Here is a 25,323-nt window from a genome sequence, read left to right on the forward strand (position 1 = left end):
GCACCGGACCTGGCGGGCGGGCGGGCTGTGGTGCTGGGCTGCGGCGGCAGCGCCCGGGCTGTGGTGGCGGCCCTGGCGGAGCTGGGGCTGAAGCGGATTCAGCTGGCCGGTCGGCGGCCCGAAGCCCTGGCGGCGTTCCTGGAGGAGTGCGGGTCTTGGACCCCGCAGCTGAGTGGAGTGGCCTGGCCGGCGGCGGCCATTGAGCGCGGTGATCTGCTCAGGGCGCTGGCCGAGGCCGATCTGGTGGTCAACACCACGCCGGTGGGCATGGGAACCAGCTCCAGTGCCTGCCCCCTGGATGCGGCTGAGCTCGACGCCCTGCGCGCGGGCAGCCTGGTCTACGACCTGATTTACACCCCCCGGCCAAGCCGCCTGCTGCTGGAGGCCCGTCAGCGGGGCTGCGGTGTGCTCGATGGCCTGGAGATGCTGGTGCAGCAGGGGGCCGCTGCCCTGCGGCTCTGGATCGGAGAAGGCGCCGTGTCCAGACCGCTGCCACTGGCCGCGATGCGCCAGGCCGCGCTCGATCAGCTGGGCAGCCCCTGACACCGGCCCCCGGAGATCCCCCCCTAGCCTGGGTGGACTGAAGCCGACACATCCCGCATCCATGGAAGGCCCCCCGCTCTGGCAACGGCTCCTGGCCGTGCTGGCCTATCTGCTGCCCTGGAATGACGGGGTGCCGTTCGGCGAGGCCCTGTTCGGCCTGGTGCCGGCGCTGCAGTGGCTGGTGCTGCAGTGGCTGGTGCTGCCGGCCCTGCCGCTGATGGCCCTGCAGCAGCAGATCCCCTTCGGGGGGTTTCTGCTCTTCCTGGTGCTGTTCCTGGCGGTGGTGCGCAATGCCCGGGTGCCCTACTTCATCCGCTTCAACGTGCTGCAGGCGATCCTGATCGACATCGTGCTGATCCTGCTCTCGCTGGCCTTCAGCGTTCTGCTGCGCCCGCTGGGGGCCGGCTTCGCCTTGCGCACCCTCAGCAACACCGTGTTTCTGGGCACGCTGCTGCTGGTGGTGTTCTCGGTGGTGCAGAGCATCCGTGGCCGTGAACCCGACATCCCCACGGTCTCGGAAGCGGTGCGCATGCAGCTCTACTGATCCCGCCGGAGGGAGAGCCTGGGAGGGAGGAGACCGGCAGGTAGGCTGATCGATCCGTTGCTGGCAGCGTTCTGCCGCCGGCCTCCCACGAGCCCATCACGGAGCCTCAGCCCCCATGTCGCAGAAGCCTTACTACGAAACCATGTACATCCTTCGTCCGGACATCCCGGAGGAAGAGGTGGAAACCCATGTGGCCAAGTACCGCGACCTGCTCACCGAAGCAGGCGCTGAAGTGCTCGATTGCCAGATGCGCGGCAAGCGCCGCCTGGCCTACACGATCGCCAAGCACCGCGAAGGCATCTACGTCCAGCTCAACCACGATGGTGACGGCCAGCAGGTGGCCCTTCTGGAGCGCGCCATGCGGCTCAGCGAGGACGTGATCCGCTACCTCACGGTCAAGCAGGACGGTCCGCTGCCCACCCCCCGCAGCGCTCCTGCGGCCACTGAACCGGTTGCAGCCGAAGCCTGAGCCAGCACGGATCGACGAATCCCGCTCAACCTGGGGATGATGGGTCTGCCTCTCATCCCTGGCCAGCTTCATGGCTACAGACCTCCCCAGGCCAGGAGTGACACCACCGGTGCCGATTCCGGCCGAACTGCGCAGCCCCGAGCCAGAGTCAGAGCCGCTGGACGACCGGCTGAGACGTGAGCTGCGGGAGACGACCCTCGAGCTGGAGGTCACAAAGGCCCAGCTGTCGACCTGCCAGCAGGACCTGGAGCGGGCGCGACGCCATCTGGCCGATCTCGAGGAACTGATCAGGGATCTGCCGCAGATTTTCGAGCGCAAATTTCATCAGCGCCTGCAGCCCCTGCTCGATCAGCAACAGCTGCTGGCCCAGGACAATCATGCCCTCCGGGAGCAGGCAAGACGCCTGCTGCCTCCAGCACCGCCACCTCCCCCACCAGCCCCTGAGATCGAGCCCACGCCAGCGCCCGACTCAAGCCAGCAGGATGTGCTGGCGCCTTTGAGGGCCCTGCGGCAGCGCTGGCTCAGACGTTGAGGTTGAGGCGTTGACCCGGGACCCCCGCCGCAACTGCCGGCCGCGAGAGGCTGGTGGGGCTTCAGGCCCGGCGCCGGCTGGCCGCCCAGAGGCGAGTGGGCATCCCCCACACGTAGATGAATCCCTCGGCGGCCCGGTGATCGAAGCGATCGTCGCTGCCATAGGTGGCCATGGCGGGCACGTAAAGGCTGTCGCTGCTGCTGGCACGACCGATCACCACGGCATTGCCCTTGTGCAGACGCAGGCGGACCACGCCATTGACCGTGGCCTGGGTGCAGTCCAGGAAGCCATCGAGGGCCTGCTTGAGAGGGCCGAACCAGAGTCCCTGATAGACCAGGTCAGCCCAGCTGGATTCGATCTGGCGCTTGTAGCGCATCACATCGGCGGCCAGGGTGAGGCTCTCCAGCTCCTGGTGAGCTCGAATCAGCAGCAGCAGGCCAGGCGTTTCATAGATCTCCCTTGACTTGATCCCCACCACTCTGTTCTCGATGATGTCGAGGCGGCCGAAACCATGGAGGCCGGCCAGCTCATTGGCGCGGCGGATCACAGCGACCGGATCGAGACTCTCTCCATCGATCGCCACCGGGTTGCCCTGCTCGAAGGCGATCTCCACCACCTGGGGCTCATCCGGGGTGTCGCGGATCGAGCGGGTCATCGCGAACACCTCTTCGGGAGGCTCGACCATCGGATCCTCCAGCGGACCCGCCTCGATGCTGCGGCCCAGCAGGTTGAGATCGATCGAATAGGGGTTCTTCTTGCTCACCGGCGCCGGGATGCCGCAACGCTCGCCATAGGCAATCGTTTCCTCACGGCTCATGGCCCATTCCCTCGCCGGAGTGAGCACCTTCAGATCGGGAGCCAGGGCACCGATCGCCACATCGAAACGCACCTGATCATTGCCTTTGCCCGTGCAGCCATGGGCCACGGCATCGGCGCCCTGCTCCCGCGCCACCTCCACCAGCCGGCGGGCGATCAGGGGGCGGGCCAGGGCTGTGGAGAGGGGATAGCGACCCTCGTAGAGGGCATTGGCACGGATGGCGGGGAAGGCGAACTCGCGGATGAAGGGATCGATCAGATCCCCCACGATCGACTGGCTGGCACCGGAGTCGAGCGCCTTCTGGCGGATCGGCTCCAACTCATCGCCCTGGCCGAGGTCGGCGGCGAAGGTGATCACCTCCTCGACTCCCCATTCCTGTTTGAGGTAGGGAATGCAGACACTGGTGTCGACCCCGCCGGAGTAGGCGAGCACCACCCGCTTTGCCCTGGCGCCCTGCTCCTGTGCCATCCCCTCAGTCCTGTGCGTTCGAGCTGTTGCAGGATTGTCCCTCGTCACCGTCACCGGAGCGTCCCGCGGCGGCGGTGGTCACCCGGTCCCAGCGGCTGGCGATCCAGACCCCCATCAGCAGCGGTGGAATCAGCACCAGCCCCCACACCTGCCAGGGAACAACGGCCAGGGGTTCGGGCCAGCGCTGGCCGGCCGACACCAGCAGGGCACTGATCAGCAGAGCCAGGCTCCAGCCCAGGATCAGCGAAGGGAGTTTACCGTCGGCCAAGGAGATGGTTCGGGGTGCTGGCCTATGGTGGTCGATCGGCGTCCAACGGTTGCACGCTTCACAGGCTTTCCATGAGCACCCTCGACAGCATCAACCCCTCCCTCACCCGCTACCGGCGGGATGAGCCGGCGCCGGTGCTGCCCTTGCGGGATGAGCCCGATCTGCTCAGCTGGCTGGAGAGCAGCGGCCGGCTGGTGGCCGATGAGGAAACCGCCGCTCCGGATGTGAGCACGGTGGAAGAAGAGGAGCTCTCGGCTCTGATGGGCGAGAAGGAGGAGTACAACCAGGCCGATGAGCAGTCGGATGAAAACTGGGAAGATTGAGATCCTGACCTAAGGTCCGGCCGCATCGCCACAGCGCCACGGCGGCGCCCGGACTCTTGGCCCGAACAACCCCAATGCCGGCCCCAGGGGCCACCGCCGCTCCAGCCGATGGTCGGCTCAGTGCCCTGGGACTGACCCTGGGCCTGCTGATGGTCTGCATGCTCTGCGACGGCCTCAGCGGCGCTCCCCAGCTCACGCCGCCCCTGCTGGTGGCCGCCCTGGTGAGCTGGGCGCTCTGCCACTGGGGGGTGCCCCGGCTGCGGGCCCTGAAACTCGGCCAGGTGATCCGGGAGGAGGGCCCCCAGGCTCACCACGGCAAGGCCGGAACGCCCACCATGGGCGGCCTGCTGGCGGTGCCGGCAGGGGTGATCGTGGGCGGACTGGTCTCCCCCGGCGACGACCGGCTGCTGGCAGTGGCGGCAGTCACCCTGGCCTACCTGGCCATTGGCGGTGTCGACGACTGGCGCAGCCTCACCCGCCAGACCAACACCGGCCTGACACCCCGCGGCAAGCTGCTGCTGCAGGCTCTGGCGGCGGCCCTGTTCCTGGCCTGGGCTCAGTGGAACCTCTGGATCCACACCGATGTCTCCCTGGCCCTGGGCTGGGTGCTGCCCCTCGGTCTGCTGATCCTGCCCGTGGGGTTGTTCGTGTTCCTGGCGGAGAGCAACGCCACCAACCTCACCGACGGCCTCGATGGCCTGGCCGCCGGTTGCGGCGCCATCGTCTTCACCGGCTTCGGCGCTCAGCTGATGCTGCGGGGGTCCCTGGGGGATCCGGCCATGGCTGGCTTCTGCGCCGCCATGGCCGGGGCCTGGCTGGGGTTCCTTGCCCACAACCGCCACCCGGCCCGGGTGTTCATGGGCGATACAGGCTCGCTGGCCATGGGGGCGGCCCTGAGCGCGGTGGCCCTGCTCAGCGACAGTCTCTGGCCGCTGCTGCTGATGGGAGGCGTGTTTCTGGCGGAATCGCTCTCGGTGATCCTGCAGGTGTGGGTGTTCAAGGCCACCAAGGGGCCCGATGGCCAGGGCCGCCGCCTCTTCCGCATGGCACCTCTGCATCACCATTTCGAACTGGGGGGCCTGCCCGAGCTCAAGGTGGTTGTGCGCTTCTGGGGGGCAAGCGCGCTGCTGGTGCTCCTGGGATTGCTGTTGTTGCCCTGAGCGGATCGGCAGCAGACTTGAGAGGTGAAAGAAGAAACGGGAGTCTGAAATGGCCTACTTCACCTGGAAGGAACAGGGTCTGACCGCCGATTGCGCCAGCCTCGAGGCCATGGCGGCCCGCTTCGAGGAGGCGGCGGCGCTGATGCGGCGCATGGCCGCTGAGGGCTTCAGCCTGGAGCGGCACAGCGACGGGCAGCACATCACCCATCCCGATGCGGGTGTGTTCGAGGCCTACGGGTTCATCAGCGAGGAGCCGCCGGTGCGCCAGCTCGATCTGATCCCGGGAACCTGAGCGGTTCCCCTGCCGTCAGCGGCGCAGGTAACCCACCACCCAGACGGCCACGAACCCCAGCGAGGAGAGCACCAGATAGATCAGGGCCCACTTCTGGAACGTGGCGATGTCCTGGCCGAACACCAGGCCGGACTGGGCATCACCGGCGGTGGAGAAGGCGAACAGGAGGCTCAGCACGGTGGTCGGGCGCGGACGCCTTCTCTAGCAGGCATGGCCAGGCTCCAGCCGGCTTGGCCGGGGGCGAGGATCGGGGACGATTGCCACGAGTCCCATGGCCGCCGCCCCGTTCCCGCGAACCCTGATGCTGCTGGGCAGCGGTGAACTGGGCAAGGAGGTGGCCATCGCCGCCCAGCGGCTGGGCTGCCGGGTCATCGCCGTCGACCGCTATGCCGGTGCTCCGGCGATGCAGGTGGCCGATCTGGCTGAGGTGATCACCATGTCCGACCCGGAGGCTCTCAAGACAGTCGTGAGGCGCCACCGCCCCGATCTGGTCATCCCGGAAATCGAGGCCCTGGCCGTGGATGCCCTGGCGGAGATCGAAGCGGAAGGGATCACGGTGATTCCCACGGCCCGGGCCACAGCCGTGACCATGAACCGCGACAGGATCCGGGACCTGGCCGCCGGCACGCTCGGCCTGCGCACGGCCCGCTTCGCCTACGCCGGGAGTGCCGAGGAGCTGGCCGCGGTGGCGGCTCCCCTGGGCTGGCCCGTGGTGGTCAAGCCGGTGATGAGCTCCTCCGGCAAGGGCCAGAGCGTGGTGCGCTCGGAGGACGGCCTGGCCGCCGCCTGGCAGGCGGCTCTGGACGGGGCCCGGGGCGCCGGCGCCCGGGTGATCGTGGAGGAGTTCCTGTCCTTCGAGCTGGAGATCACCCTGCTCACGGTCCGGCCCTGGTCCGGCCCCACCCTCTTCTGCCCGCCGATCGGCCATGTGCAGGAGCGCGGCGACTACCAGTGCAGCTGGCAGCCGGCCGCCCTCGGCGAAGCACAGCTGGCGTCCGCCCAGGCCATGGCCCTGGCCGTCACCGACGAGCTGGGGGGCGCCGGGCTGTTCGGGGTGGAGTTCTTCCTGTGCGGCGAGCCGGGCCGGGAGGAGGTGGTCTTCTCCGAGCTCTCCCCCCGTCCCCACGACACTGGCCTCGTCACCCTGATGGGGCAGAACCTGAGCGAATTCGAGCTGCATCTGCGGGCGGTGCTGGGCCTGCCGATCCCCGCCATCCGCTCCAGCTCTGCCGCCGCCAGCCGGGTGATTCTGGCGGATCAGACCCTCGACGCCGTTGCTTACACCGGAGTGGCCGAGGCCCTGACAGAACCTGACACCCAGGTGCTGCTGTTCGGCAAACCCAGTGCCCGCCCCAATCGCCGCATGGGGGTGGCCCTGGCCAGCGGGGTGGACGTGGCTGAGGCACGGGCACGGGCTGATCGTGCCGCCGGTCAGATCACAGTGGTGGCGCCAGGCTGAGCAGCGCGGCCCCTGGCCTTCAGCCGTGTTCGGTTATATGGTGCGCCGGTCAGGACTCCCCATGGCTCAGTCCCAGCGTCACCACAACCGACCAGCCACCGGCAAGGTCGACGCTGCCAATCAGGCTGAGCGCGCGGCAGCGACGGTCGTTGCCCTCAGCCGCCGCCAGGGCCAGGGGCGCAGCGAGCCCAGGCCCCTCGGTCTGCTGGGTCGTGCCCTGCGTCCAGCCGTTCTGGTGGCCTTCGCGAGCGGCATCGGCCTGGGCTATGGCCTGTCAGGCCCACTGCCACGGCTGATCGGTCCCGCCCTGGCGGCCCTGACCCATACGGCTCCGACACTGGGCAAGCTGGTGCCCGCGCTCCCCATCGCGCAGCACCGCATCTTGATCCTGGGCTCCGACCAGATCAGCGGCAGCACCGACGTGATGGTGGTCGTCGACATCCACGACGGCACCACCAAGCTCACCCAGGTGCCTCGGGACACGTTCATCGAATCGAGTCGCTTCGGTGTGCTCAAGGCCAACGCCCTCTACGCCTCCGGAGGGGTGGAGGCGGTCAAGGAGGAGCTCACGGCTCTGCTGGCCACCCCGGTGGACCGTTATCTGCTGGTGAATCTGGATGCGGTTCAGAACCTTGCCGAGGCCCTTGGGGGTGTCGAGGTGGATGTGCCCAAGCGCATGTACTACACCGACAGCCGCCAGGGGCTCTACATCGATCTCTACCCCGGCATACAGCTACTCAAGGGCAAGGACCTGGAGGGCTTCCTGCGCTTCCGCAACGACGAACTGGGAGACATTGGCCGGATGGAACGCCAGAAGCTGGTCTTCCGCGAAGTGTTCCGCAAACTGGCCCAGCCCAGCACCGTGACCCGTCTGCCGGAGCTGCTCCGGATCGCCGGCAACGACATCAGCACCGATCTCTCACCCCTGGAGCTGGGGAATCTGATCAGCAAGCTGGGTGGCACCAACCTCAGCACCGATCGGCTGGCAGGTCGCCTGTACTGGCACGACGACCTGAGCTACTGGATGCCGGATCTGAACACGAAGCATGCCGCCTCCGTGGAGGCTGAGCCCGGCGAACCGGAATCCAGCCCCTGAGGCTTCGGTGTCCGTTTCAGGGAGACCCCAGCTGAGCCGAGGTGATCCCCACCAAGGGCATGCCGGCGTCACCCCAACCGTTGGCAGGCAGCAGCTCGGGTGCGCCCGGGCCGGGTTGTACCGCGGCGCCGGCGGCGAAGCCTCCGTTGGTCCAGGCCAGCAGCAACCCACGAAGGGCACCTCCACCTTCGGCCAGGGGGGACCCCAGGTTGAAGTGATCGCCACCGCGCACCAGCACGAGACGATGGCCGCCCCCGCCACGGCTGGCCTCGCGGCGCATCGGCCGGATCGCTTCCGGATCCGGTGGCACCACCCAGTCGCGGGTGCCACTCACCAGCAGCACGCGGGCGTTCATGCCCTGTCCCGCACCTGTGTCGAAGAGCAGCGACATCGGCGGACTGACGGCCACACCCACCTTGACGCGGGGATCGGCCAGGGCCGCCTGATCGGCGGCACCGAGGAAGCTGCACTGCAGCACCCAGCTGAGGTTGCGCTCCGGGTCCAGCACCTCGTCGCAGCGCGTCTTGAGCTGGCTGTCGCTGGGCCTGGCTCCCGCCAGCTGCAGCACGGTGGTGGCCCCCCACGACTGGCCGAGCACCGCCACGAACGTGGTGTTCAACGTTGTGGGCAGGCCGGCGAGACCCGCCGCGGCCCCGTCAATCACGGCTGAGACATCCAGGGGCCGCAGACGCAGCTCATCCGCCCCCGGCGGAGGCACCTTGCCGGAGAGCATGGCCTGCTGCTGACCCTGATCACTGCCCGGGTGGTAGGGCAACAGCACCGTGTAGCCGTGGCTGGCCAGGTGGCTGGCCCAGCCCTCGAAGCTCTCCGGTGCATCCCAGAGCCCATGGGAGATCACCACCAGCCGGCCGCTCGCCCCTCTGGCGGGGCTGATCTGCACCACCTGCAGCGGCTTGGGCCGATGGGGGGCCGGCAGGGTGATCAGCTTTCGTTCCACCGTCAGAGGTCCGGGCTGACTGAGGGCCGGATCAACACTCGCCGGAGTTCGCCCAGCGATCAGTCGATCGGCCGGTTCCTGCTGATTGGCAAGCCGCCGGACCACGAACAGGGCCCGGCCCAGGTCCACCGAGGCGGTGGTGCCCGGCAGGGCCTTCATCCACGCTCAGCATGGTCAGGGGGCCCTGGGCGGCTGCCTTGTCCAGCGCCCTGGAGAGATCCCTGCTCTCAAGCTGGGCCGGCAGGCCATCGATGCCCCCCAGGGCGGAGACCAGGAGCAGCGCCTGGTTGAGCATGGGCGAACCTTCGGCCTCGTTCACCACCGCAGGCACCTGCAGCGGCAGCGGGGCATTGAACAGGCCCACCAGCCTGCGACCGATGAGCCCGTTGGTGGCCTGATCCAGTTCAGCCAGATCGCTGTTGCCGGTGAGCAGTCGATCGGTGTTGCTGAGCTCCTCGAGATTCACGCTGAAGCTGGTCTTGAGTAAGGGCAAGAGCAGCTCCACCCGCTCCAGCGCGCTGGCAGGACTTTGCAGGAACGGGACCGAACCCAACAGCCCGGCGAGGGTGAGCAACAGAGGAGCTGCCGGAGCGAAACGAAGCGCGCGCAAGTGATGGCACCCGAGGATCTCCATGATCTCTCCTCAGCGCCTGTCTGTGCTGCGGTCCGTCAGGACTCGATGGCCACAGGCGGATGCTGGGCGAGCACCTGTTTGAGATACCGGCCCGTGTGACTGGTGGGGTGCTCAGCCACCTGCTCCGGAGTGCCGGCCACCACGATTTCACCTCCCTTGTTGCCTCCTTCGGGCCCCAGGTCGATCAACCAGTCGGCACAGCGGATCACATCGAGGTTGTGCTCGATCACCACGATCGAATTGCCCTTGTCCACCAGGCGCTGCATCACGTCCATGAGTTTGTGAACGTCGTAGAAGCTCAGGCCCGTGGTGGGCTCATCGATCAGGTAGAGGGTCTTGCCGGTGGCGCGCTTGGAGAGCTCGGTGGCCAGCTTCACCCGCTGGGCCTCACCCCCGGAGAGGGTGGGGGCCGGCTGGCCGAGCTTGATGTAGCCCAGGCCCACATCCACCAGGGTGCGCAGACGGTCCGCGGCCTGGGGGATGGCCGAGAACACCTCGGCGGCCTGTTCCACCGTCATCTGCAGAACGTCGGCGATGGTGAAGCCCTTGTACGCCACCTGCAGGGTTTCGCGGTTGTAGCGGGCTCCCTTGCAGACATCGCACTGCACGTAGACGTCGGGGAGGAAGTTCATCTCGATCACGTTCACCCCCTGGCCGCTGCAGGCCTCGCAGCGCCCGCCCTTGACGTTGAAGCTGAACTGACCCACCTGATAGCCGCGGGCCTTGGCCTCCACGGTGGCGGCGAACACCTGGCGGATCGGATCGAAGGCGCCGGTGTAGGTGGCCGGGTTGGAGCGGGGGGTCCGGCCGATCGGGCTCTGGTCGATCACGATCACCTTGTCGACCGACTGGATGCCGCGCAACTCGTCGAGGCCGGAGGGGAAGGGGACCCGCAGGCCGAGTTTGTGCTCGAGAGCGGGATGCAACAGCTCGTTGATCAGGGTGCTCTTGCCACTGCCGCTCACCCCGGTGACGGCCACGAGTCGACCCAGGGGAAGATCGACATCGAGACCCTGGAGGTTGTTGCGGCGGCAGTTCACCAGGGTGAGTTTGCGGCTGCCGGCCGAGCGCCGCTCAGCCGGAGTGGGAATGGAGAGGCGGCCGCTGAGATAGGCGCCGGTGAGCGACTCCTCGGCCTCGAGCAGGTTCTGCAGAGACCCCTCGGCCACGATGTGCCCGCCGTGCACGCCGGCACCGGGTCCGATGTCGACGAGATGATCCGCGGCGCGGATCGTATCCTCGTCGTGTTCAACCACGATCAGGGTGTTGCCCAGATCCCGCAGCTTGAAGAGGGTGTTGAGCAGGCGGTCGTTGTCGCGCTGGTGCAGGCCGATGCTGGGCTCATCAAGCACGTAGAGTACGCCGGTGAGACCCGCCCCGATCTGGGTGGCCAGGCGGATGCGCTGGGCCTCACCTCCGGAGAGGGTCATGGCCGGCCGATCGAGGCTGAGGTAATCAAGGCCCACATCCAGCAGGAACTTGAGGCGCATGCGGATCTCCCGCAGCACGAGGTCGCCGATCTGAATCTGGCGCGGCGTGAGCAGAGGCTTGGCCCCCTGGGTCACCCCCATCAGGGCTTCGATCCGCTCGAGGGTATCGGCCACGCTCACGGCAGTGAGTTCATGGATGGCGTAGGGACCGACCCGCACCGCCAGAGCCTCGGGCCTCAGACGGAGCCCATGGCAGGTGCCACAGGGCACCATTTCGAGGTACTGCTCCAGCTTCTGGCGCACCGATTCACCGCTGGCGTCGCGCAGCTGGCGCTCCAGGATCGGCAGGATCCCCTCGAACGGCCGCAGGTACGCCTGGCTCTTGCGGTAGCGGCTGTCGGCCTGGATCGGGATCGGCTCCTCGCTGCCATGGAGCACCACCTGACGCTGCTCATCGGTGAGCTGATTCCAGGGCGTCTTGATCTCGAATCCGAAGGCCTCGCCCACGCTGTAGAGCAGGGAGAAGTAGTAGCTGTTGTCCTTCTCGCTCCAGGGCGCGATCGCCGCGTACACCGGCAGGGAAGGATCGGGCACCACCCGCTCCAGGGTGAACTGGCGCAGATGGCCGATGCCGTGGCAGTCGGGGCAGGCGCCATAGGGGCTGTTGAAGGAGAACAGCCTCGGGGAGAGCTCCTCCATCACGGCGCCATGCACCGGGCAGGCGAAATTTTCGGAATAGAGGCGTTCCCGCTCCACCCCCTCCGGCAGCTCCTCGCCGGCCTTGGGCACCACTTCCACCAGGGCCAGGCCATCGCCGCGCTTGAGGCAGGTGCGCAGGGAATCGGTGAGCCGCTCGTTGATCCCCTCCCGGGCCACCAGACGGTCCACCACCACTTCGATGTTGTGGGCGTGGTTCTTGTCGAGCTCGATGTTGTCGGAGAGCTCCCTCACCTCGCCGTTGATGCGCACCCGGGCGAATCCCTCGGCCACCAGGCCGGAGAGCAGCTTGGTGTGGGTGCCCTTCTTGCCCCGCACCACCGGTGCCAGCAACTGGTAGCGGGTGCCCTCCGGCAGGGTGGCGATCCGGTCGACCATCTCGTCGATGCTCTCCGGCCGGATCGAGCGGCTGCACTGGGGGCAGTGGGGCTCGCCGGCCCGGCCGAACAGCAGCCGCAGATAGTCCTGGATCTCGGTGACCGTGCCGACGGTGGAGCGGGGGTTGTGACTGGTGGACTTCTGGTCGATCGAGATGGCCGGCGACAGCCCTTCGATCGCGTCGACGTCGGGCTTGTCCACCTGGCCGAGAAACTGGCGCGCATAGGCGGAGAGGCTCTCCACGTAGCGGCGCTGACCCTCGGCGAAGATCGTGTCGAAGGCCAGGGAGCTCTTGCCGCTGCCGCTCACGCCGGTGAACACCACCAGCCTGTTGCGCGGCAGGGTGAGATCGATGTTGCGGAGATTGTGCTGCCGTGCTCCGCGCACCCGGATGACGTCCTCGAGGCTGCCGCCGTTGAGCACGGTGCTGGGATCAAGCCCAGGGGAAGCGGCCAGCCCGGACAGGGCCTCGGGGCCGCCTCCATTCGTGAGGGAGCTCTTGGATCCGGAGACGGATCTGGCGCGGGGCATTCAGCGACCCTGACAGCCTGGAGTCTACGGGCTGCACCTGCGGCTCAGGAGGCCCCCTGCTGCAGCAGGCTGGCCACATAGCTGCGGGTTTCACCGGAATCGCCTCCGGCGAGCTCGGCCAGTTCCCGCTCCCTCTCGCCGCTGTCCTGCAGAGCAGTCACCCCGGTCCGGGTGCGGCCCGCCTCCACCTGCTTGCTCACGCGGAAGTGGTGCTGGGCCATGGCGGCCACCAGGGGCTGGTGGGTGACACAGAACACCTGGCGGTGCTCGGCGAGGCGGCGCAACAGGGCAGCGATGGCCCCGCTGACCCTGCCGCTGACGCCGCTGTCGATTTCATCGAACAGCAGGGTGACGTGGGGATCGGCCGCCGCCAGGCAGGTTTTCAGAGCCAGCAGGAAGCGGCTCATCTCCCCGCCGGAGGCCACCTCCTGCAGGGGGGCCAGTGGCTGACCGGGGTTGGCCGAGAACAGGAATCCAATCGCATCGGCCCCCTCGTCACCGGGCGGGGCCGGTTCGATCGAGACCGAGAAGCGCACGTGGGCCAGCCCCAGGGGCCTCAGGGTGTCCATCAAGTGCCGCTCCAGGGCGGTGGCGGCGACACGGCGTCGCTGGCTGAGCCTTGCGCAGGCCTGATCACGCCGGAAGCGGCTGCTCTCCTCCCGCTGCTCCAACTGACGCAGCGAGGCCTCGACTCCGGTGGCATCGAACTGGCGGCGGAGATCATCCCGAAGGGCGATCAGGGCCCCGAGGTCCTGGCCATGGCGCCGCTCCAGGGCCCTGAGCTGGGCCATCCGCTCCTGCAGTCCCGAAAGGGTTTCAGGATCGCTCTCCAGGCCAGCGCCATAACGATCCAGCCCCGAGGCCAGCTCCTGCAGCAGCAGGACCGCCTCGGCACAGCGCTCCAGCCAGGGCTGCAGGCCCGCATCGAACCCCTCCAGATGCTGCAGCTCCTGCTCGATGGCGGCGAGGTGATCGAGCACCGACGGGGCACCCTCCAGACCCTCCACCAGCCGCCCGCTCACCGTCGTCACCCCCTCCTGCAAGCGGACCGCGTGGGCCAGCCGGTCCTGCTCCCCCTGCAGGTGCTGGCGCTCCTGGGGGTCGTCGAGCTGCGCCGCCTCCAGATCCTCCAGCAGCTGCAGTTGTCGTTGTCGATCGAACTGCTGACGCTCCTGCTCGGCTCTGGCGATGTCAAGGGCCGCCGCCGCATCCTTCCAGGCCCGCACGGCCGTGCGGGCCGCCAGCAGAGCCTCGGCGATCGGTTCCCCACCGAAGCGATCCAGCCAGCGCCGCTGTTGCCCCGGACGCCCCAGCTGCTGGGTCTGCCCCTGAACGGTGAGCTCCAGCAGCAGAGGGCGCAGCTCCAGCAACTGAGCGCGGTTGACGATCACTCCATTGATGCGGCCACGGCTGCTGATGCGGTCCTCCTGCTGGCGCCACTCCCGGCTGATGATCAGATCGGAGTCCAGCGGCTCGAGTTCCTGCTGGATCAGCCACGACCGCACCGGCTCCGAAAAGGAGAAACCGGCTTCGATGCTCGCCCGTTCACAGCCCGGGCGCAGCAGCCGCAGGCCCTCACCCCCCTGGGCCCCGCCGAGCAGGGCATCGAGGGCATCGAGGAGGAGAGATTTGCCCGCGCCGGTCTCCCCGGTGAGAACGGTGAACCCGGGCCTGAAACTGAGATCCAGAGCATCGATCAGGGCGATGTTCTCCAGACGCAGACCCGTGAGCACGCCGGCCTCCGGTGAGTGCCCAGACCGTAGCGGCGGTTGCTTTCGTTTAGAAGAGAAACAGTCGAACTCCTCCCTGATGGTCCTCTCGGATCAGGCCACGATCACCGGGGACACGATCGCCGAACGCACCAGCAGCGCCGAGGAACTCAGCGACTTCATCGAAGCCGCCGGTCTGCTGAGCTACGACCCGCAGACCATCTCGCGGATCTACTCCGGCCACCCCCGGCGCCTGCTGCGCCGTCTCTGGCAGACCCTGGTGCCCATCAGCCTGTTTCTGATCGGCGTGGGCTTCGACAAGTTGCTCGGGACGCTCAGCAACGAGAAACGGGCACGGGAGCGGGCACGGGAATGTGCCGAACTTCTGGCGGCCCTGGGACCCGCCTTCATCAAGGCCGGCCAGGCCCTCTCCACCCGGCCGGACATCATCCCGCCGGTGCTGCTGGAGGAACTGGCCCAGCTGCAGGACCAGCTGCCGGGCTTCGACAGCTCCCTGGCGATGGCCTGCATCGAGGAAGACCTGGGCGCACCGGTGAACAGCCTGTTCCGCCAGCTGGACCGGGAGCCCATCTCGGCGGCCTCCCTGGGCCAGGTGCACCGGGGGGTCCTGCTCAGCGGCGAGGCCGTGGCGGTGAAGGTGCAACGTCCCGGGCTGCGCGAGCAGATCACCCTCGACCTTTACATCGTGCGCCAGATCGCCTCCTGGCTGAACAGGAACGTGCGCCTGATCCGCAGTGATCTGGTGGCCCTGATCGATGAGCTCGGCAAGCGCGTCTTCGAGGAGATGGATTACCTCAACGAAGCCAGCAATGCCGAACATTTCGCACGCCTCCACCAGAACAATCCCAGGATTGCCGTGCCGCTCATCTACCGCGAAGTCACCAGCCGCCGGGTTCTCACGATGGAGTGGATCGACGGGGTGAAGCTCACCAACCTGGAGGCCGTGCGTGCCCTGGGCATCAACCCGGACGACATGGTGCAGGTGGGGGTGAACTGCAGTCTGCAACAGTTGCTGGAGCATGGCTTTTTCCATGCCGACCCCCACCCGGGCAACCTGCTGGCCCTCCCCGATGGCCGCTTGGCCTATCTCGACTTCGGCATGATGAGCGAAGTGAGCCGCGAATCGAGAACAGGCCTGATCCAGGCTGTCGTTCACCTGGTGAACCGCAACTTCAGCTCGCTCTCGCGTGATTTCGTCAATCTTGGATTCCTCGGGGAAGAGGTGAATCTCGAACCGATCGTTCCGGCCTTCGAGAATGTCTTCGGCCAGGCCCTGGAGATGGGTGTCAGCCGCATGGATTTCAAAGCCGTCACGGACGATCTCTCCGGAGTGATGTACAGGTTTCCGTTCCAGGTGCCGCCCTACTACGCCCTGATCATCCGCTCCCTGGTGACGCTGGAGGGCATCGCCCTGAGCGTGGACCCCGACTTCAAGATCCTCGGTGCCGCCTACCCCTACTTCGCCCGCCGGCTGATGGAGGATCCCGATCCGGCCCTGCGCAGCAGCCTGCGCGAGATGCTCTTCGACGGCGATGACTTCCGTTGGCAGCGGCTCGAGAATCTGATCAGCAGCGCCTCGCTTCAGGACCAGCTGGATCTGGAGGGACTGCTCGATCAGGTGATCGACTTCCTCTTCTCCCCCAAGGGCGGCCTGCTGCGCCAGCAGCTGGTGGATGCCCTGGTGGACAGGGTGGACGCGATCAGCTGGCAGGCCTTCCGCCGGCTGGGTCGGCGCCTGCCTCGCCGCCTGCAACCGCCTGGACTGCGCAGCCCTCTGCTCGAGAGCGAGGAGGACGCCCTGCTCAGCCTCGAGCCGGTGCAGCAACTGCTGACGATCCTGCGTGAGCTGCCCGGCTTCGAGCCTCGCTTGCTGCTGCGTCGGCTGCCCCGGCTGCTGGGGGAACCCGATCTGCGCCGCATGGGCGTGCAGCTGGCCCAGGGTCTGGCGGAGCGAAGCGTGGTGCGTCTTCTGCGCGACGTGCTGGTGGCCCCCGAGCTGCGCCAGAGCGCTGTTCTCAGTGCCACCGGCAGCTCTTAGAGTTGATTGATCACCAGGATTTCAGCTCTTGGCTCGTCCGCCCAAACTCCTGGCCGTCCTGCTGGGGCTCTCGCTGAGTGCGGCAGCGCCAGGACTGCCGGTTCATGCCGCCGAACAGGTGGTGTTCGTGAGCGGAGCCTTCCGGCGCTCGATTCCGGTGGCCGACCTGGAACACCTGGCCCAGACGGGTGAGGCCCGCGGGCTGCTGAGGGATGTGCTCCACTTCAGCCGGCAGGATCCGGCCTCGGTGTCCAAGCTGCTCAATCAACAACTTTCTCTGCCGCTGGTGCTCACCAGCCGGCTGCTCTCGACGCGGATCGGCGAAGCGCTGCTCCAGCGACTGGCGGGGATCTTCGCTCCCCTGAGGGCGCCGCAGAAGGGTGTCCAGGCCATCCGTGGCGCCCTGATCACCGGGCTGGCCAACGGCAACGGCAGCCTCACGGCCACCGGGTTCCTGCAGGCCTATCCGGCCCAGGAGCTGGCGGTGAACATTCCGGCCCTGCTGGGTGTCATCGGCAAGGCGAGCTCGATTTCCGATCTTGTGCGCTTCTTCTCCGAATCCCCCCTCGACGGGCTGCGCGGCGAGGGAGCCGTGAAGCCAGGCAGCGGCGATCAGTCCAAGACGGACTCCAAGATGGATGCCACGTCAGAGTCCTCCCCAGCGGCACCGGTACCGGCCCCCTGAGGCCCGACGCAAGCTTCCGGAACTGCTTGGGGACTTGGCGCGTAGATTCGTCTCAGCCTGACCGCCTGCCGACGTGCCCCTGCTTTCAGCTCTTCGGCGACTGGGCCAGCAGCCAACGATGCAGGACTGGCCGGGGCTGATCGAGGCGTACCGGCGCTGGCTGCCGGTGAGTGAGGCCACGCCGGTGATCACCCTGCGGGAAGGCGCGACTCCCCTGATCCCGGCGCCGGCCGTGGCGGCACGCCTGGGCCGCGGCATCAAGGTGTTTCTCAAATACGACGGCCTCAATCCCACCGGCAGCTTCAAGGACCGGGGGATGACCATGGCGGTGAGCAAGGCGCGGGAAGCCGGCGCCGAGGCGGTGATCTGCGCCAGCACCGGCAACACCAGTGCCGCCGCCGCAGCTTATGCCCGCCGCGGCGGCATGCGTGCCTTCGTCCTGATCCCTGATGGCTATGTGGCCCAGGGCAAGCTGGCCCAGGCCCTGGTGTACGGCGCTGAGGTGCTGGCGGTGAAGGGGAACTTCGATCGTGCCCTGGCCATCGTGCGCGAGGTGGCCGATGCCTACCCGGTCACACTGGTCAATTCCCTCAACCCCTACCGCCTGCAGGGGCAGAAGACCGCCGCCTTCGAAGTGGTGGATGCCCTCGGTGACGCCCCCGACTGGCTCTGCATCCCCATGGGCAACGCCGGCAACATCAGTGCCTACTGGATGGGCTTCCAGGAGTACCGGCAGGCCGGTCTCAGCCGGCGTCTTCCCCGGATGATGGGGTTCCAGGCCAGTGGATCCGCGCCGTTGGTGCTGGGTCACACGGTGGATCAACCCGACACGATCGCCACCGCGATCCGGATCGGCAATCCCGCCAACCGTGAGAAGGCCCTCGCCGTGCGTGAGCAGAGTGGAGGCAGCTTCCACGCCGTCACCGACCAGGACATTCTCGAGTCCTACCAATTGCTCGGTCGGGAGGAAGGCGTGTTCTGCGAACCAGCCAGCGCCGCCTCGGTGGCCGGTCTGCTGCAGCAGGCGGAGCAGGTGCCCGCCGGCGCCACGGTGGTCTGCGTGCTCACCGGCAATGGCCTGAAGGATCCCAACACCGCCATCGACAACTGCGATGGGGCCTTCCATGCCGGCCTGGCCCCTGAGGTGGATGTGGTGGCCAAGGTGATGGGCTTCTGAGCCCAGAACGCTGAACCCAGCAGTCCAAAAGCCCCAGGCCGGAGTTCCGGCCTGGGGCTTTTGGCTGGGGTGTCAGTGGGCAAAGCGTCCATGGGAAAAGGGGCCCCGGACTGGGGAGAACAGGGGCAGAGAGAGCACCCCCTGAGACGCCAGGGTTTTCCCCAGATCCGGGAAAGAGTGGAAAACCTTGAATTCGGTCGTCTTTCGAGCACGCATTCCTCAGCTCTGATTCAAAGAAATCCAGTCCTGAGCTGGAATAGAGACGTTTTCCTCTTTTTCCCCAGCCCCTACGACTACGGATTGAATTTCTTCTTTTTTCAATCAATCCAAAACCCGTGACCGATCGGGGAAAGGTCAGGGGGAATCGGGTTCGGGCCGGTTTGTTCTCGTTGCGCTTCTGACAGCGGTGTGGAAGCGTGGTGGGGCCCTTGGCGGGCCTGTCCTTTCCGGAGTTGTGTCGCGATGAAGCTGGTCTGCTCTCAGGCGGAACTGAGCGCCAGCCTTCAGCTGGTCAGCCGTGCCGTGGCTTCACGTCCCACCCACCCGGTGCTGGCCAACGTGCTGCTCACCGCCGATGCCGGCACTGGTCGGCTCAGCCTCACCGGCTTCGATCTCAGCCTCGGGATCCAGACCAGCCTGCCGGCGTCGGTGGAGAGCAGTGGCACCATCACCCTGCCCTCGCGCCTCTTCGGGGAAATCGTGGCGCGGCTGTCCAGCGACAGCCCGATCAGCCTGAGCTGTGAGGAAGGGCAGGAGCAGGTGGAGCTCACCAGCCGCTCCGGCAGCTACCAGATGCGCGGTCTCTCCGCCGAGGACTTTCCCGATCTGCCTCTCGTTCAGACCGGCACTCCCCTGCGCCTGCAACCGGAGGCCCTGGTGAAGGGGTTGCGGGCCACCCTGTTTGCCAGCAGCGGCGATGAGGCCAAGCAGTTGCTCACCGGCGTCCACCTGGGCCTGGCCGACCAGGATCTGGAATGTGCGGCCACGGACGGGCATCGCCTCTCGGTGCTCCGCCTCGAGAAGGCCTTCTCCGGCGCCGAGGACGGCAGCGAACCTTTCGCTGTCACGGTGCCGGCCCGCTCTCTGCGTGAACTGGAGCGGTTGCTCTCCGCCTGCAGCAGTGACGACCCGGTGAGCCTCTACTGCGATCGCGGGCAGGTGGTGTTCCTCTGGGCCGACCAGGTGCTCACCAGCCGCAGCCTCGATGGCACCTACCCCAACTACCGGCAGCTGATCCCCGATCGCTTCAGCCGAACCCTTGATCTGGATCGTCGCGGGTTCATCCAGGCCCTCGAGCGGGTGGCGGTGCTGGCCGACCAGCACAACAATGTCGTGAAGCTCAGCAGTGATCCTGGCAGCGGCCAGTTGCACATCAGTGCCGATGCTCAGGACGTGGGCAGCGGCTCCGAAGACCTGCCGGCGGTGATCAGCGGTGATCCGATCGAGATCGCCTTCAACGTCCGCTACCTGCTCGATGGGCTCAAGGCGATGACCCCCGAGCGGGTGGAGCTGTGCTGCAATGCCCCCACGACTCCGGCGGTGCTCACCTCCGCGCAGGATCCCACCTTCACCTACCTGGTGATGCCCGTTCAGATCCGCAGCTGAGGCCGTGACCCTCCCCGAGCAACTGCTGCTCAGCGACCTGCTCCGGCGCCGGGTGCGCTGCAGTCAGGGGATCGACCATGGTGCTGGTCTGCAGGGCTGGATGCACCCCCCCGTGCACCGTCTGCTGGGCTGGGTGAGCAAGCCTTCGGCCTTCGGGCCCCGCCGCCTGGTGTGGCGGCTCAATCAGCTGCGCGGGCTCACCGACCAGGAGGCTCTCGTGCAGGGAGATCCCGCGGACACCGACCCGGCCACCCTGGAGCGCTTGCCCACCCTCTTCGAAGCCGCCCTGCTCGGGCGCGGCAACCAACTGCTGGGTGTGATTGCCGACGCCAACGTGGAGTTGCGCAGCGGTCGCATCCTCGACTATCTGGTGGCCCGCAGCGATCCGCGTCTGCCCGGCAGCAGCCGTTGGCTGCTGTCGCCCGATCGCATCGTCGATCAGCAGCCCGGGCAGGTGATGACCACTCTGCAGGGCCTGGATGATCTGCCCCTGGCCCGCGCCAGCGTGCGTCAGGAGTTGCTGCGGCGCTCCCGCCGCTGGCGGGAGCAGTTCGAGGAGGTGGGGGGACGCTTCGAGGAGCGGCTGGAGGGTTGGCTGGAGGAGCCGCCCTGGCAGGAGCCTGATCCTCTCGACCCCGAAGTCCGCCCGGAGGACCGGCCCCTCAGTCGGCTTGACGAGCTGGAGGACTGGGATGACCCGGAGGGCTGGGGGGAACCCCTGCGCGAGGATTCGGCACCGCGACAGCGCCGGGCCGCGCGACACCGGTCACAGTCCCACGATGCCGATCCGCTCGAGCCCGACGATCCCTGGATCTGAACCCGACCTGCGGCCGGTCGCGGCCACGGGTTCGGCCACACTGGAGTCCTGATGAGTCCCCGCTGTGGTTGCCACACCCTCCTTCCCGGTCGCCGAGGCCCTGCGCCAGGAGGGCCTCAGCCAGGCCGACTACGACGAGATCTGCCGCCGCCTCGGCCGCGCCCCCAACCGCGCCGAGCTGGGCATGTTCGGGGTGATGTGGTCGGAGCACTGCTGTTACCGCAACTCCAGACCATTGCTTCAGGGCTTCCCCACCAGTGGGCCGCGCATTCTGGTGGGCCCCGGCGAGAATGCCGGTGTGGTGGACCTGGGTGAGGGCCAACGGCTCGCCTTCAAGATCGAGAGCCACAACCATCCCTCCGCCGTCGAGCCGTTCCAGGGGGCGGCCACCGGGGTGGGCGGCATTCTGCGCGACATCTTCACGATGGGGGCCCGGCCGATTGCCCTGCTCAACGCCCTGCGCTTCGGGCCGCTCGAGGACGAGCGCAACGTCGGCCTGATGGAGGGCGTGGTGGCCGGCATCGCCCACTACGGCAACTGTGTGGGGGTGCCCACGGTGGGGGGTGAGGTGGCTTTCGACCCCAGCTATTCCGGCAACCCCCTCGTGAACGCCATGGCCCTGGGGCTGATGGAAACCGAGGAGATCGTCTGCTCCGGGGCTGTGGGGGTGGGACATCCTGTGGTGTACGTGGGCAGCACCACCGGCCGCGACGGCATGGGCGGCGCCAGCTTTGCTTCTGCCGAGCTGAGTGCCGCATCACTGGATGACCGCCCGGCGGTGCAGGTGGGCGATCCCTTTCTGGAAAAGGGGCTGATCGAGGCCTGCCTGGAGGCGTTCCAGAGTGGCGATGTGCTTGCCGCCCAGGACATGGGGGCGGCTGGCCTCACCTGCAGCTGTTCGGAGATGGCCGCCAAAGGGGGTCTGGGCATCGAGCTCGATCTCGACCGGGTGCCGGCACGGGAGAGCGGCATGAGCGCCTACGACTTCCTGCTCAGCGAGTCGCAGGAGCGGATGCTGTTCGTGGTCAAACCCGGCCGGGAGGAGGCGCTGATGGAGCGCTTCACCCGCTGGGGCCTTCAGGCGGCTGTGGTGGGCCGTGTGCTGGCCGACAACGTGGTGCGGGTGCTTCAGGGAGGCCTGGTGGCGGCGGAGGTTCCCGCCAGCGCCCTCGCCGATGACACCCCGATCAACCACCACGAGCTGATCAGTGAGCCTCCGGCTGCCATCCAGGCCCACTGGCGCTGGAGCGAGACCGACCTTCCCGCCGCCACCGCCGAGGGCATCACACCGGCCGGCGGTCCTCTGGCGGGTGAGTCCCTGGGGTGGGGTGCCGTGCTGCTCCGCCTGCTCGATGACCCCACCATCGCCAGCAAACGCTGGGTCTATCGCCAGTACGACCACCAGGTGCAGGCCAACACGGTGATGCCTCCGGGCGGCGCCGATGCGGCCGTGGTGCGCCTGCGGCCCCAGCGGGGTGAGGGCGCCATGGAGGCCGCCAGGCGCGGCGTCGCTGCCACTGTCGACTGTCCCAACCGCTGGGTGGCCCTGGATCCGGAGCGGGGGGCGGCGGCGGCGGTGGCCGAAGCGGCCCGCAACCTCAGCTGCGTGGGGGCTGAACCCCTGGCGGTCACCGACAACCTCAACTTCCCTTCCCCGGAGACCCCCACCGGCTACTGGCAGCTGGCCATGGCCTGCCGCGGTCTGTCGGAGGCCTGCCGGGCACTGAACACTCCCGTCACCGGCGGCAACGTTTCGCTGTACAACGAAACCCGGCGGCCCGATGGCAGCCTGCAGCCGATCCATCCCACCCCCGTGGTGGGGATGGTGGGACTCGTGCACGACCTCGATCACGTCACGGGCCTGGCCTGGCAGGCTGAGGGTGCCCAGATCTGGCTGCTGGGGGTTCCCCTGGCGGACAGCGACGTCGATGGGCGGCTGGCTCTGGCCGCCTCCAGCTATCTGGAGAGTGTCCATGGTCTGGCCACGGGCCGGCCCCCGCTGACCGACCTGACGCTGGAGCGGGCGGTGCAGGGCCTGCTGCGCCAGGCGATCACGGCGGGCCTGGTGGCCTCCGCCCACGATCTCAGCGACGGTGGTCTCGCGGTGGCGGCCGCCGAAGCCTGCATCGCCTCAGGGTTCGGTGCCGTTCTGGAGCTTCCCGCCGATGCGGGCCGCCTGGATCGCCTGCTCTTCGCCGAAGGGGGTGCCCGGGTGCTGGTGTCGCTCCGACCTTCTCAGGAGCAGGCCTGGCAGGACCTGCTGGCGGCGCGGCAGGCTGATGGACCGCCAGTGCTGGCGACGCAGGTCGGTCGGGTGGCTGAAGCCGGCGCAGCCCTGATTATCGAGCAGAACGGCACCGTCCTCCTGTCTCTGCAGGTGGAGGAGCTGAGCGCAAGCTATGAGAACGCACTGCCGCGCCGACTGGCCGCGGCTGGCTGAGGCACAATGCAAAGGTAAAAGAAAGGTGAACGGGCCTGTGGCAAGCGCGCACCCCACGCCGGAACGGCCCGACCGGATGGAAGAGGCCTGTGGGGTCTTTGCCGTGTATGCCCCTGGCCAGCAGGTGGCCAACCTCACCTATTTCGGCCTCTACGCCCTGCAGCACCGGGGCCAGGAGTCGGCTGGCATCGCTGTATTCAACGGCGACAAGGTGCGGCTGCACAAGGACATGGGCCTGGTGAGCCAGGTGTTTGATCAGGACGTGCTCGAGCGCATGCCCGGTGATCTGGCTGTGGGCCACAACCGCTATTCCACCACCGGCAGCAGCCGGGTCTGCAATGCGCAGCCCGTGGTGCTGATGACCCGACTCGGCCCGTTCGCCCTGGCCCACAACGGCAACCTGGTCAATGTCGAGGATCTGCGCCAGTCGGTGCAGGCCAGTGAGATCCAGTTCACGTCCACCACCGACTCGGAGCTGATCGCCTTCGCTCTCCAGCACGCCGTCGATGGAGGACTGGGCTGGGAGGAGGCGATCCGTGATGCGGCGGGCCGCTGCCGCGGCGCCTTCAGCCTGGCGATCGGTACCCCCGATGGGCTGTTCGCCCTGCGCGACGGCCATGGGGTGCGCCCCCTGGTGTTCGGCCACCTCGGCGACAAGCACCAGGGCCAGTGGGTCGTGAGTAGTGAGACCTGCGGACTCGACATCATCGGTGCCGCCTACGACGGTGACGTGGGACCCGGTGAACTGATCCGCTTCAGTGCCGGGGACCCGCTGCCGGCCCGTCAGCGCTGGTGCGATGAGCCCACCAAGCTCTGCGTGTTCGAGATGATCTACTTCGCCCGGCCCGACAGTCGCTTCTTCGGCGAATCCCTCTACAGCTACCGCCACCGCATCGGTGAGGTGCTGGCTCGGGAAACGGCGGTGGAGGCCGACATCGTGATCGGCGTTCCCGATTCCGGCATTCCCGCCGCCATCGGGTTCTCCAAGGCCAGCGGCATTCCCTTCGCGGATGGCCTGATCAAGAACCGGTACGTGGGCCGCACCTTCATTCAACCCACCCAGGCGATGCGGGAGGCGGGCATCCGCGTCAAGCTCAACCCCCTGCCGGATGTGCTCTCCGGCAAACGTGTGGTGGTGATCGACGATTCGATCGTGCGGGGCACCACCAGCCGCAAGCTGGTGCTCGCTCTGCGTGAGGCCGGTGCCACCGAGGTGCACATGCGGATCAGTTCACCGCCCGTCACCCACCCCTGCTTCTACGGCATCGACACCGACAACCAGGATCAGCTGATTGCTGCTCGCCTCAATCTCCAGGAGATCACCGATCACCTCCAGGTTGATTCCCTGGCCTATCTCAGCCAGGAGGGCATGCTTGAAGCGGCCCACGACAACGCCTCTCACTTCTGCACCGCCTGCTTCGATGGCAACTACCCGATCGACATGGACGAGTCCGTGCGGTCCAGCAAGTTGATGCTCGAGCCCACGGGCCTGGCAGCCCGTGTCTGACTCGAGCTTCTCAGCTGAGCAAGGGCACCAGCTCCAGCACGGTTTCATCGGCTGAACAGGGCCAGAGCGGTTCGGCCGGGCCTTCCTCGGCCGTGCTGCGCTGCAGGTCGGACACCACCAGACGCGCGCTGCGACCCGAGGAGAACCTCAGGGCCACGATGGATGAGCGTCCTGCCTGAAGATCGGCCAGTTCATCCTCCCGCTGGCGGAAGCGCAGGCCGATCTGACCCAGGTCGCCACGCTCGCAGCGGCGCAGGCTCTCCACCTGAAGCCGCTTCAGCTGGCTGTGGCGGCTGACCAGCAGCACGTCGGTCCCCGGATCGACGCAGGCCGCCCCCACCACGCTTTCGCCTGGCAGCAGGCGCAACAGCATCGGACCCTGCGCGGCCTTGCCCATCAGCGGGAGGGTGTCGTCATTCACCGCCAGTCTGAGCAGGCGGCCAGTGGTGCTGGCCACCACCAGGTCCTGACCGTCCGTGCAGGGCACGACCCGGCGAAGCTGCACGCCGTCCCTGAGCTTCAGCACGGTGGCGGCCCGGCCGGAGAGTTCGCTGAACGCCTCGATCGGCAGCCGTTTGAAGCGGCCATCGCTGCTGAGCAGACCCAGGGTTCCCGTGGGCTTCTGCGGCAGGGGCAGCACCTCCACGATCGGATCGCCCAGCAGGCTCTCGGGCAGGAACTTCTCCAGGGAACCGGGCTGCTGGG

At 67.7% G+C, this 25,323-nt stretch carries 23 protein-coding genes; 16 read left to right on the forward strand and 7 right to left on the reverse strand.

Translation table 11 applies throughout. The features are described 5' to 3' along the window. The 4 genes from VB734_RS03075 to VB734_RS03090 form a co-directional block, all read left to right on the forward strand. Positions 1–543 (forward strand): shikimate dehydrogenase family protein (locus VB734_RS03075; RefSeq protein ID WP_416238031.1); only part of this gene is annotated, 543 nt, incomplete at its 5' end. 61 nt (positions 544–604) lie between these two features. After that, the gene (locus VB734_RS03080) at positions 605–1,087 is read left to right on the forward strand and encodes a Tic20 family protein (RefSeq protein ID WP_322782085.1); all 483 of its coding nucleotides are present in this window, start codon (positions 605–607) and stop codon (positions 1,085–1,087) included. Between the two features lie 115 nt (positions 1,088–1,202). Next, positions 1,203–1,556, forward strand: a complete 354-nt coding sequence (gene rpsF / locus VB734_RS03085) for a 30S ribosomal protein S6 (protein ID WP_197166597.1) — start codon at positions 1,203–1,205, stop codon at positions 1,554–1,556. A gap of 70 nt (positions 1,557–1,626) precedes the next feature. Continuing rightward, positions 1,627–2,088, forward strand: a complete 462-nt coding sequence (locus VB734_RS03090) for a hypothetical protein (RefSeq protein ID WP_197166598.1) — start codon at positions 1,627–1,629, stop codon at positions 2,086–2,088. 61 nt (positions 2,089–2,149) lie between these two features. Here the strand turns inward: VB734_RS03090 and VB734_RS03095 are convergent, their stop codons facing one another. Both VB734_RS03095 and VB734_RS03100 read right to left on the reverse strand, forming a co-directional pair. Continuing rightward, the gene (locus VB734_RS03095) at positions 2,150–3,373 is read right to left on the reverse strand and encodes an argininosuccinate synthase (RefSeq protein WP_197166600.1); all 1,224 of its coding nucleotides are present in this window, start codon (positions 3,371–3,373) and stop codon (positions 2,150–2,152) included. A gap of 4 nt (positions 3,374–3,377) precedes the next feature. Then, positions 3,378–3,641 carry a hypothetical protein gene (locus VB734_RS03100; protein WP_197166601.1) on the reverse strand — a complete coding sequence of 88 codons (264 nt, stop codon included), beginning with the start codon at positions 3,639–3,641 and terminating at the stop codon, positions 3,378–3,380. Between the two features lie 71 nt (positions 3,642–3,712). Here VB734_RS03100 and VB734_RS03105 point away from each other — a divergent pair, with 71 nt between their 5' ends. The 3 genes from VB734_RS03105 to VB734_RS03115 all read left to right on the forward strand — a co-directional run bounded on the left by VB734_RS03105 (position 3,713) and on the right by VB734_RS03115 (position 5,416). Then, positions 3,713–3,964 carry a DUF3134 domain-containing protein gene (locus tag VB734_RS03105; RefSeq protein WP_006172708.1) on the forward strand — a complete coding sequence of 84 codons (252 nt, stop codon included), beginning with the start codon at positions 3,713–3,715 and terminating at the stop codon, positions 3,962–3,964. A gap of 74 nt (positions 3,965–4,038) precedes the next feature. Continuing rightward, positions 4,039–5,124, forward strand: a complete 1,086-nt coding sequence (gene mraY, locus VB734_RS03110) for a phospho-N-acetylmuramoyl-pentapeptide-transferase (protein WP_197166602.1) — start codon at positions 4,039–4,041, stop codon at positions 5,122–5,124. Between the two features lie 49 nt (positions 5,125–5,173). Then, positions 5,174–5,416 (forward strand): hypothetical protein, encoded by a 243-nt coding sequence (locus tag VB734_RS03115; protein WP_197166603.1) that lies wholly within the window; start codon positions 5,174–5,176, stop codon positions 5,414–5,416. Positions 5,417–5,431: 15 nt separating this feature from the next. On the opposite strand, the gene VB734_RS03120 is transcribed toward VB734_RS03115, so the two are convergent. Continuing rightward, the gene (locus VB734_RS03120) at positions 5,432–5,593 is read right to left on the reverse strand and encodes a cytochrome B6 (protein WP_370594583.1); all 162 of its coding nucleotides are present in this window, start codon (positions 5,591–5,593) and stop codon (positions 5,432–5,434) included. A 94-nt stretch (positions 5,594–5,687) separates the two neighbouring features. Between VB734_RS03120 and purT the strand changes: the two genes are divergently transcribed. Next, positions 5,688–6,875 (forward strand): formate-dependent phosphoribosylglycinamide formyltransferase, encoded by a 1,188-nt coding sequence (gene purT / locus VB734_RS03125; protein WP_197166604.1) that lies wholly within the window; start codon positions 5,688–5,690, stop codon positions 6,873–6,875. 61 nt (positions 6,876–6,936) lie between these two features. Then, positions 6,937–7,971 carry an LCP family protein gene (locus VB734_RS03130; protein ID WP_322782086.1) on the forward strand — a complete coding sequence of 345 codons (1,035 nt, stop codon included), beginning with the start codon at positions 6,937–6,939 and terminating at the stop codon, positions 7,969–7,971. A gap of 16 nt (positions 7,972–7,987) precedes the next feature. On the opposite strand, the gene VB734_RS03135 is transcribed toward VB734_RS03130, so the two are convergent. The 3 genes from VB734_RS03135 to recN form a co-directional block, all read right to left on the reverse strand. Beyond that, positions 7,988–9,088 (reverse strand): dienelactone hydrolase, encoded by a 1,101-nt coding sequence (locus tag VB734_RS03135; RefSeq protein WP_322782087.1) that lies wholly within the window; start codon positions 9,086–9,088, stop codon positions 7,988–7,990. Between the two features lie 510 nt (positions 9,089–9,598). Then, positions 9,599–12,619 carry an excinuclease ABC subunit UvrA gene (gene uvrA, locus VB734_RS03140; protein ID WP_322782088.1) on the reverse strand — a complete coding sequence of 1,007 codons (3,021 nt, stop codon included), beginning with the start codon at positions 12,617–12,619 and terminating at the stop codon, positions 9,599–9,601. A 44-nt stretch (positions 12,620–12,663) separates the two neighbouring features. Continuing rightward, the gene (recN, locus tag VB734_RS03145; protein WP_322782089.1) at positions 12,664–14,352 is read right to left on the reverse strand and encodes a DNA repair protein RecN; all 1,689 of its coding nucleotides are present in this window, start codon (positions 14,350–14,352) and stop codon (positions 12,664–12,666) included. A 76-nt stretch (positions 14,353–14,428) separates the two neighbouring features. On the opposite strand from recN, the gene VB734_RS03150 reads away from it, so the two are divergent. The 7 genes from VB734_RS03150 (at position 14,429) to purF (ending at position 24,618) form a co-directional block, all read left to right on the forward strand. Continuing rightward, positions 14,429–16,387, forward strand: a complete 1,959-nt coding sequence (locus VB734_RS03150; RefSeq protein ID WP_322782090.1) for an AarF/ABC1/UbiB kinase family protein — start codon at positions 14,429–14,431, stop codon at positions 16,385–16,387. Between the two features lie 28 nt (positions 16,388–16,415). Continuing rightward, positions 16,416–17,072, forward strand: a complete 657-nt coding sequence (locus VB734_RS03155; RefSeq protein ID WP_322782091.1) for an alpha/beta hydrolase — start codon at positions 16,416–16,418, stop codon at positions 17,070–17,072. A 118-nt stretch (positions 17,073–17,190) separates the two neighbouring features. Further along, positions 17,191–18,249, forward strand: coding sequence for a threonine synthase (gene thrC / locus VB734_RS03160; protein WP_322782618.1), 1,059 nt, complete (start codon positions 17,191–17,193; stop codon positions 18,247–18,249). A gap of 462 nt (positions 18,250–18,711) precedes the next feature. After that, positions 18,712–19,854 (forward strand): DNA polymerase III subunit beta, encoded by a 1,143-nt coding sequence (gene dnaN / locus VB734_RS03165; protein ID WP_322782092.1) that lies wholly within the window; start codon positions 18,712–18,714, stop codon positions 19,852–19,854. Positions 19,855–19,858: 4 nt separating this feature from the next. Continuing rightward, complete coding sequence (locus VB734_RS03170) at positions 19,859–20,671, forward strand: RNA methyltransferase (RefSeq protein ID WP_322782093.1); 813 nt, start codon at positions 19,859–19,861, stop codon at positions 20,669–20,671. Between the two features lie 64 nt (positions 20,672–20,735). Then, positions 20,736–23,111 carry a phosphoribosylformylglycinamidine synthase subunit PurL gene (purL, locus tag VB734_RS03175; protein ID WP_322782094.1) on the forward strand — a complete coding sequence of 792 codons (2,376 nt, stop codon included), beginning with the start codon at positions 20,736–20,738 and terminating at the stop codon, positions 23,109–23,111. A 76-nt stretch (positions 23,112–23,187) separates the two neighbouring features. After that, positions 23,188–24,618, forward strand: coding sequence for an amidophosphoribosyltransferase (gene purF / locus VB734_RS03180; protein ID WP_231594927.1), 1,431 nt, complete (start codon positions 23,188–23,190; stop codon positions 24,616–24,618). Positions 24,619–24,628: 10 nt separating this feature from the next. On the opposite strand, the gene VB734_RS03185 is transcribed toward purF, so the two are convergent. After that, positions 24,629–25,323, reverse strand: a 695-nt coding sequence (locus VB734_RS03185; RefSeq protein WP_323242923.1) for a DNA gyrase C-terminal beta-propeller domain-containing protein, incomplete at its 5' end; no start/stop codon positions are given.

This window comes from Synechococcus sp. BA-124 BA4 (assembly GCF_034931165.1).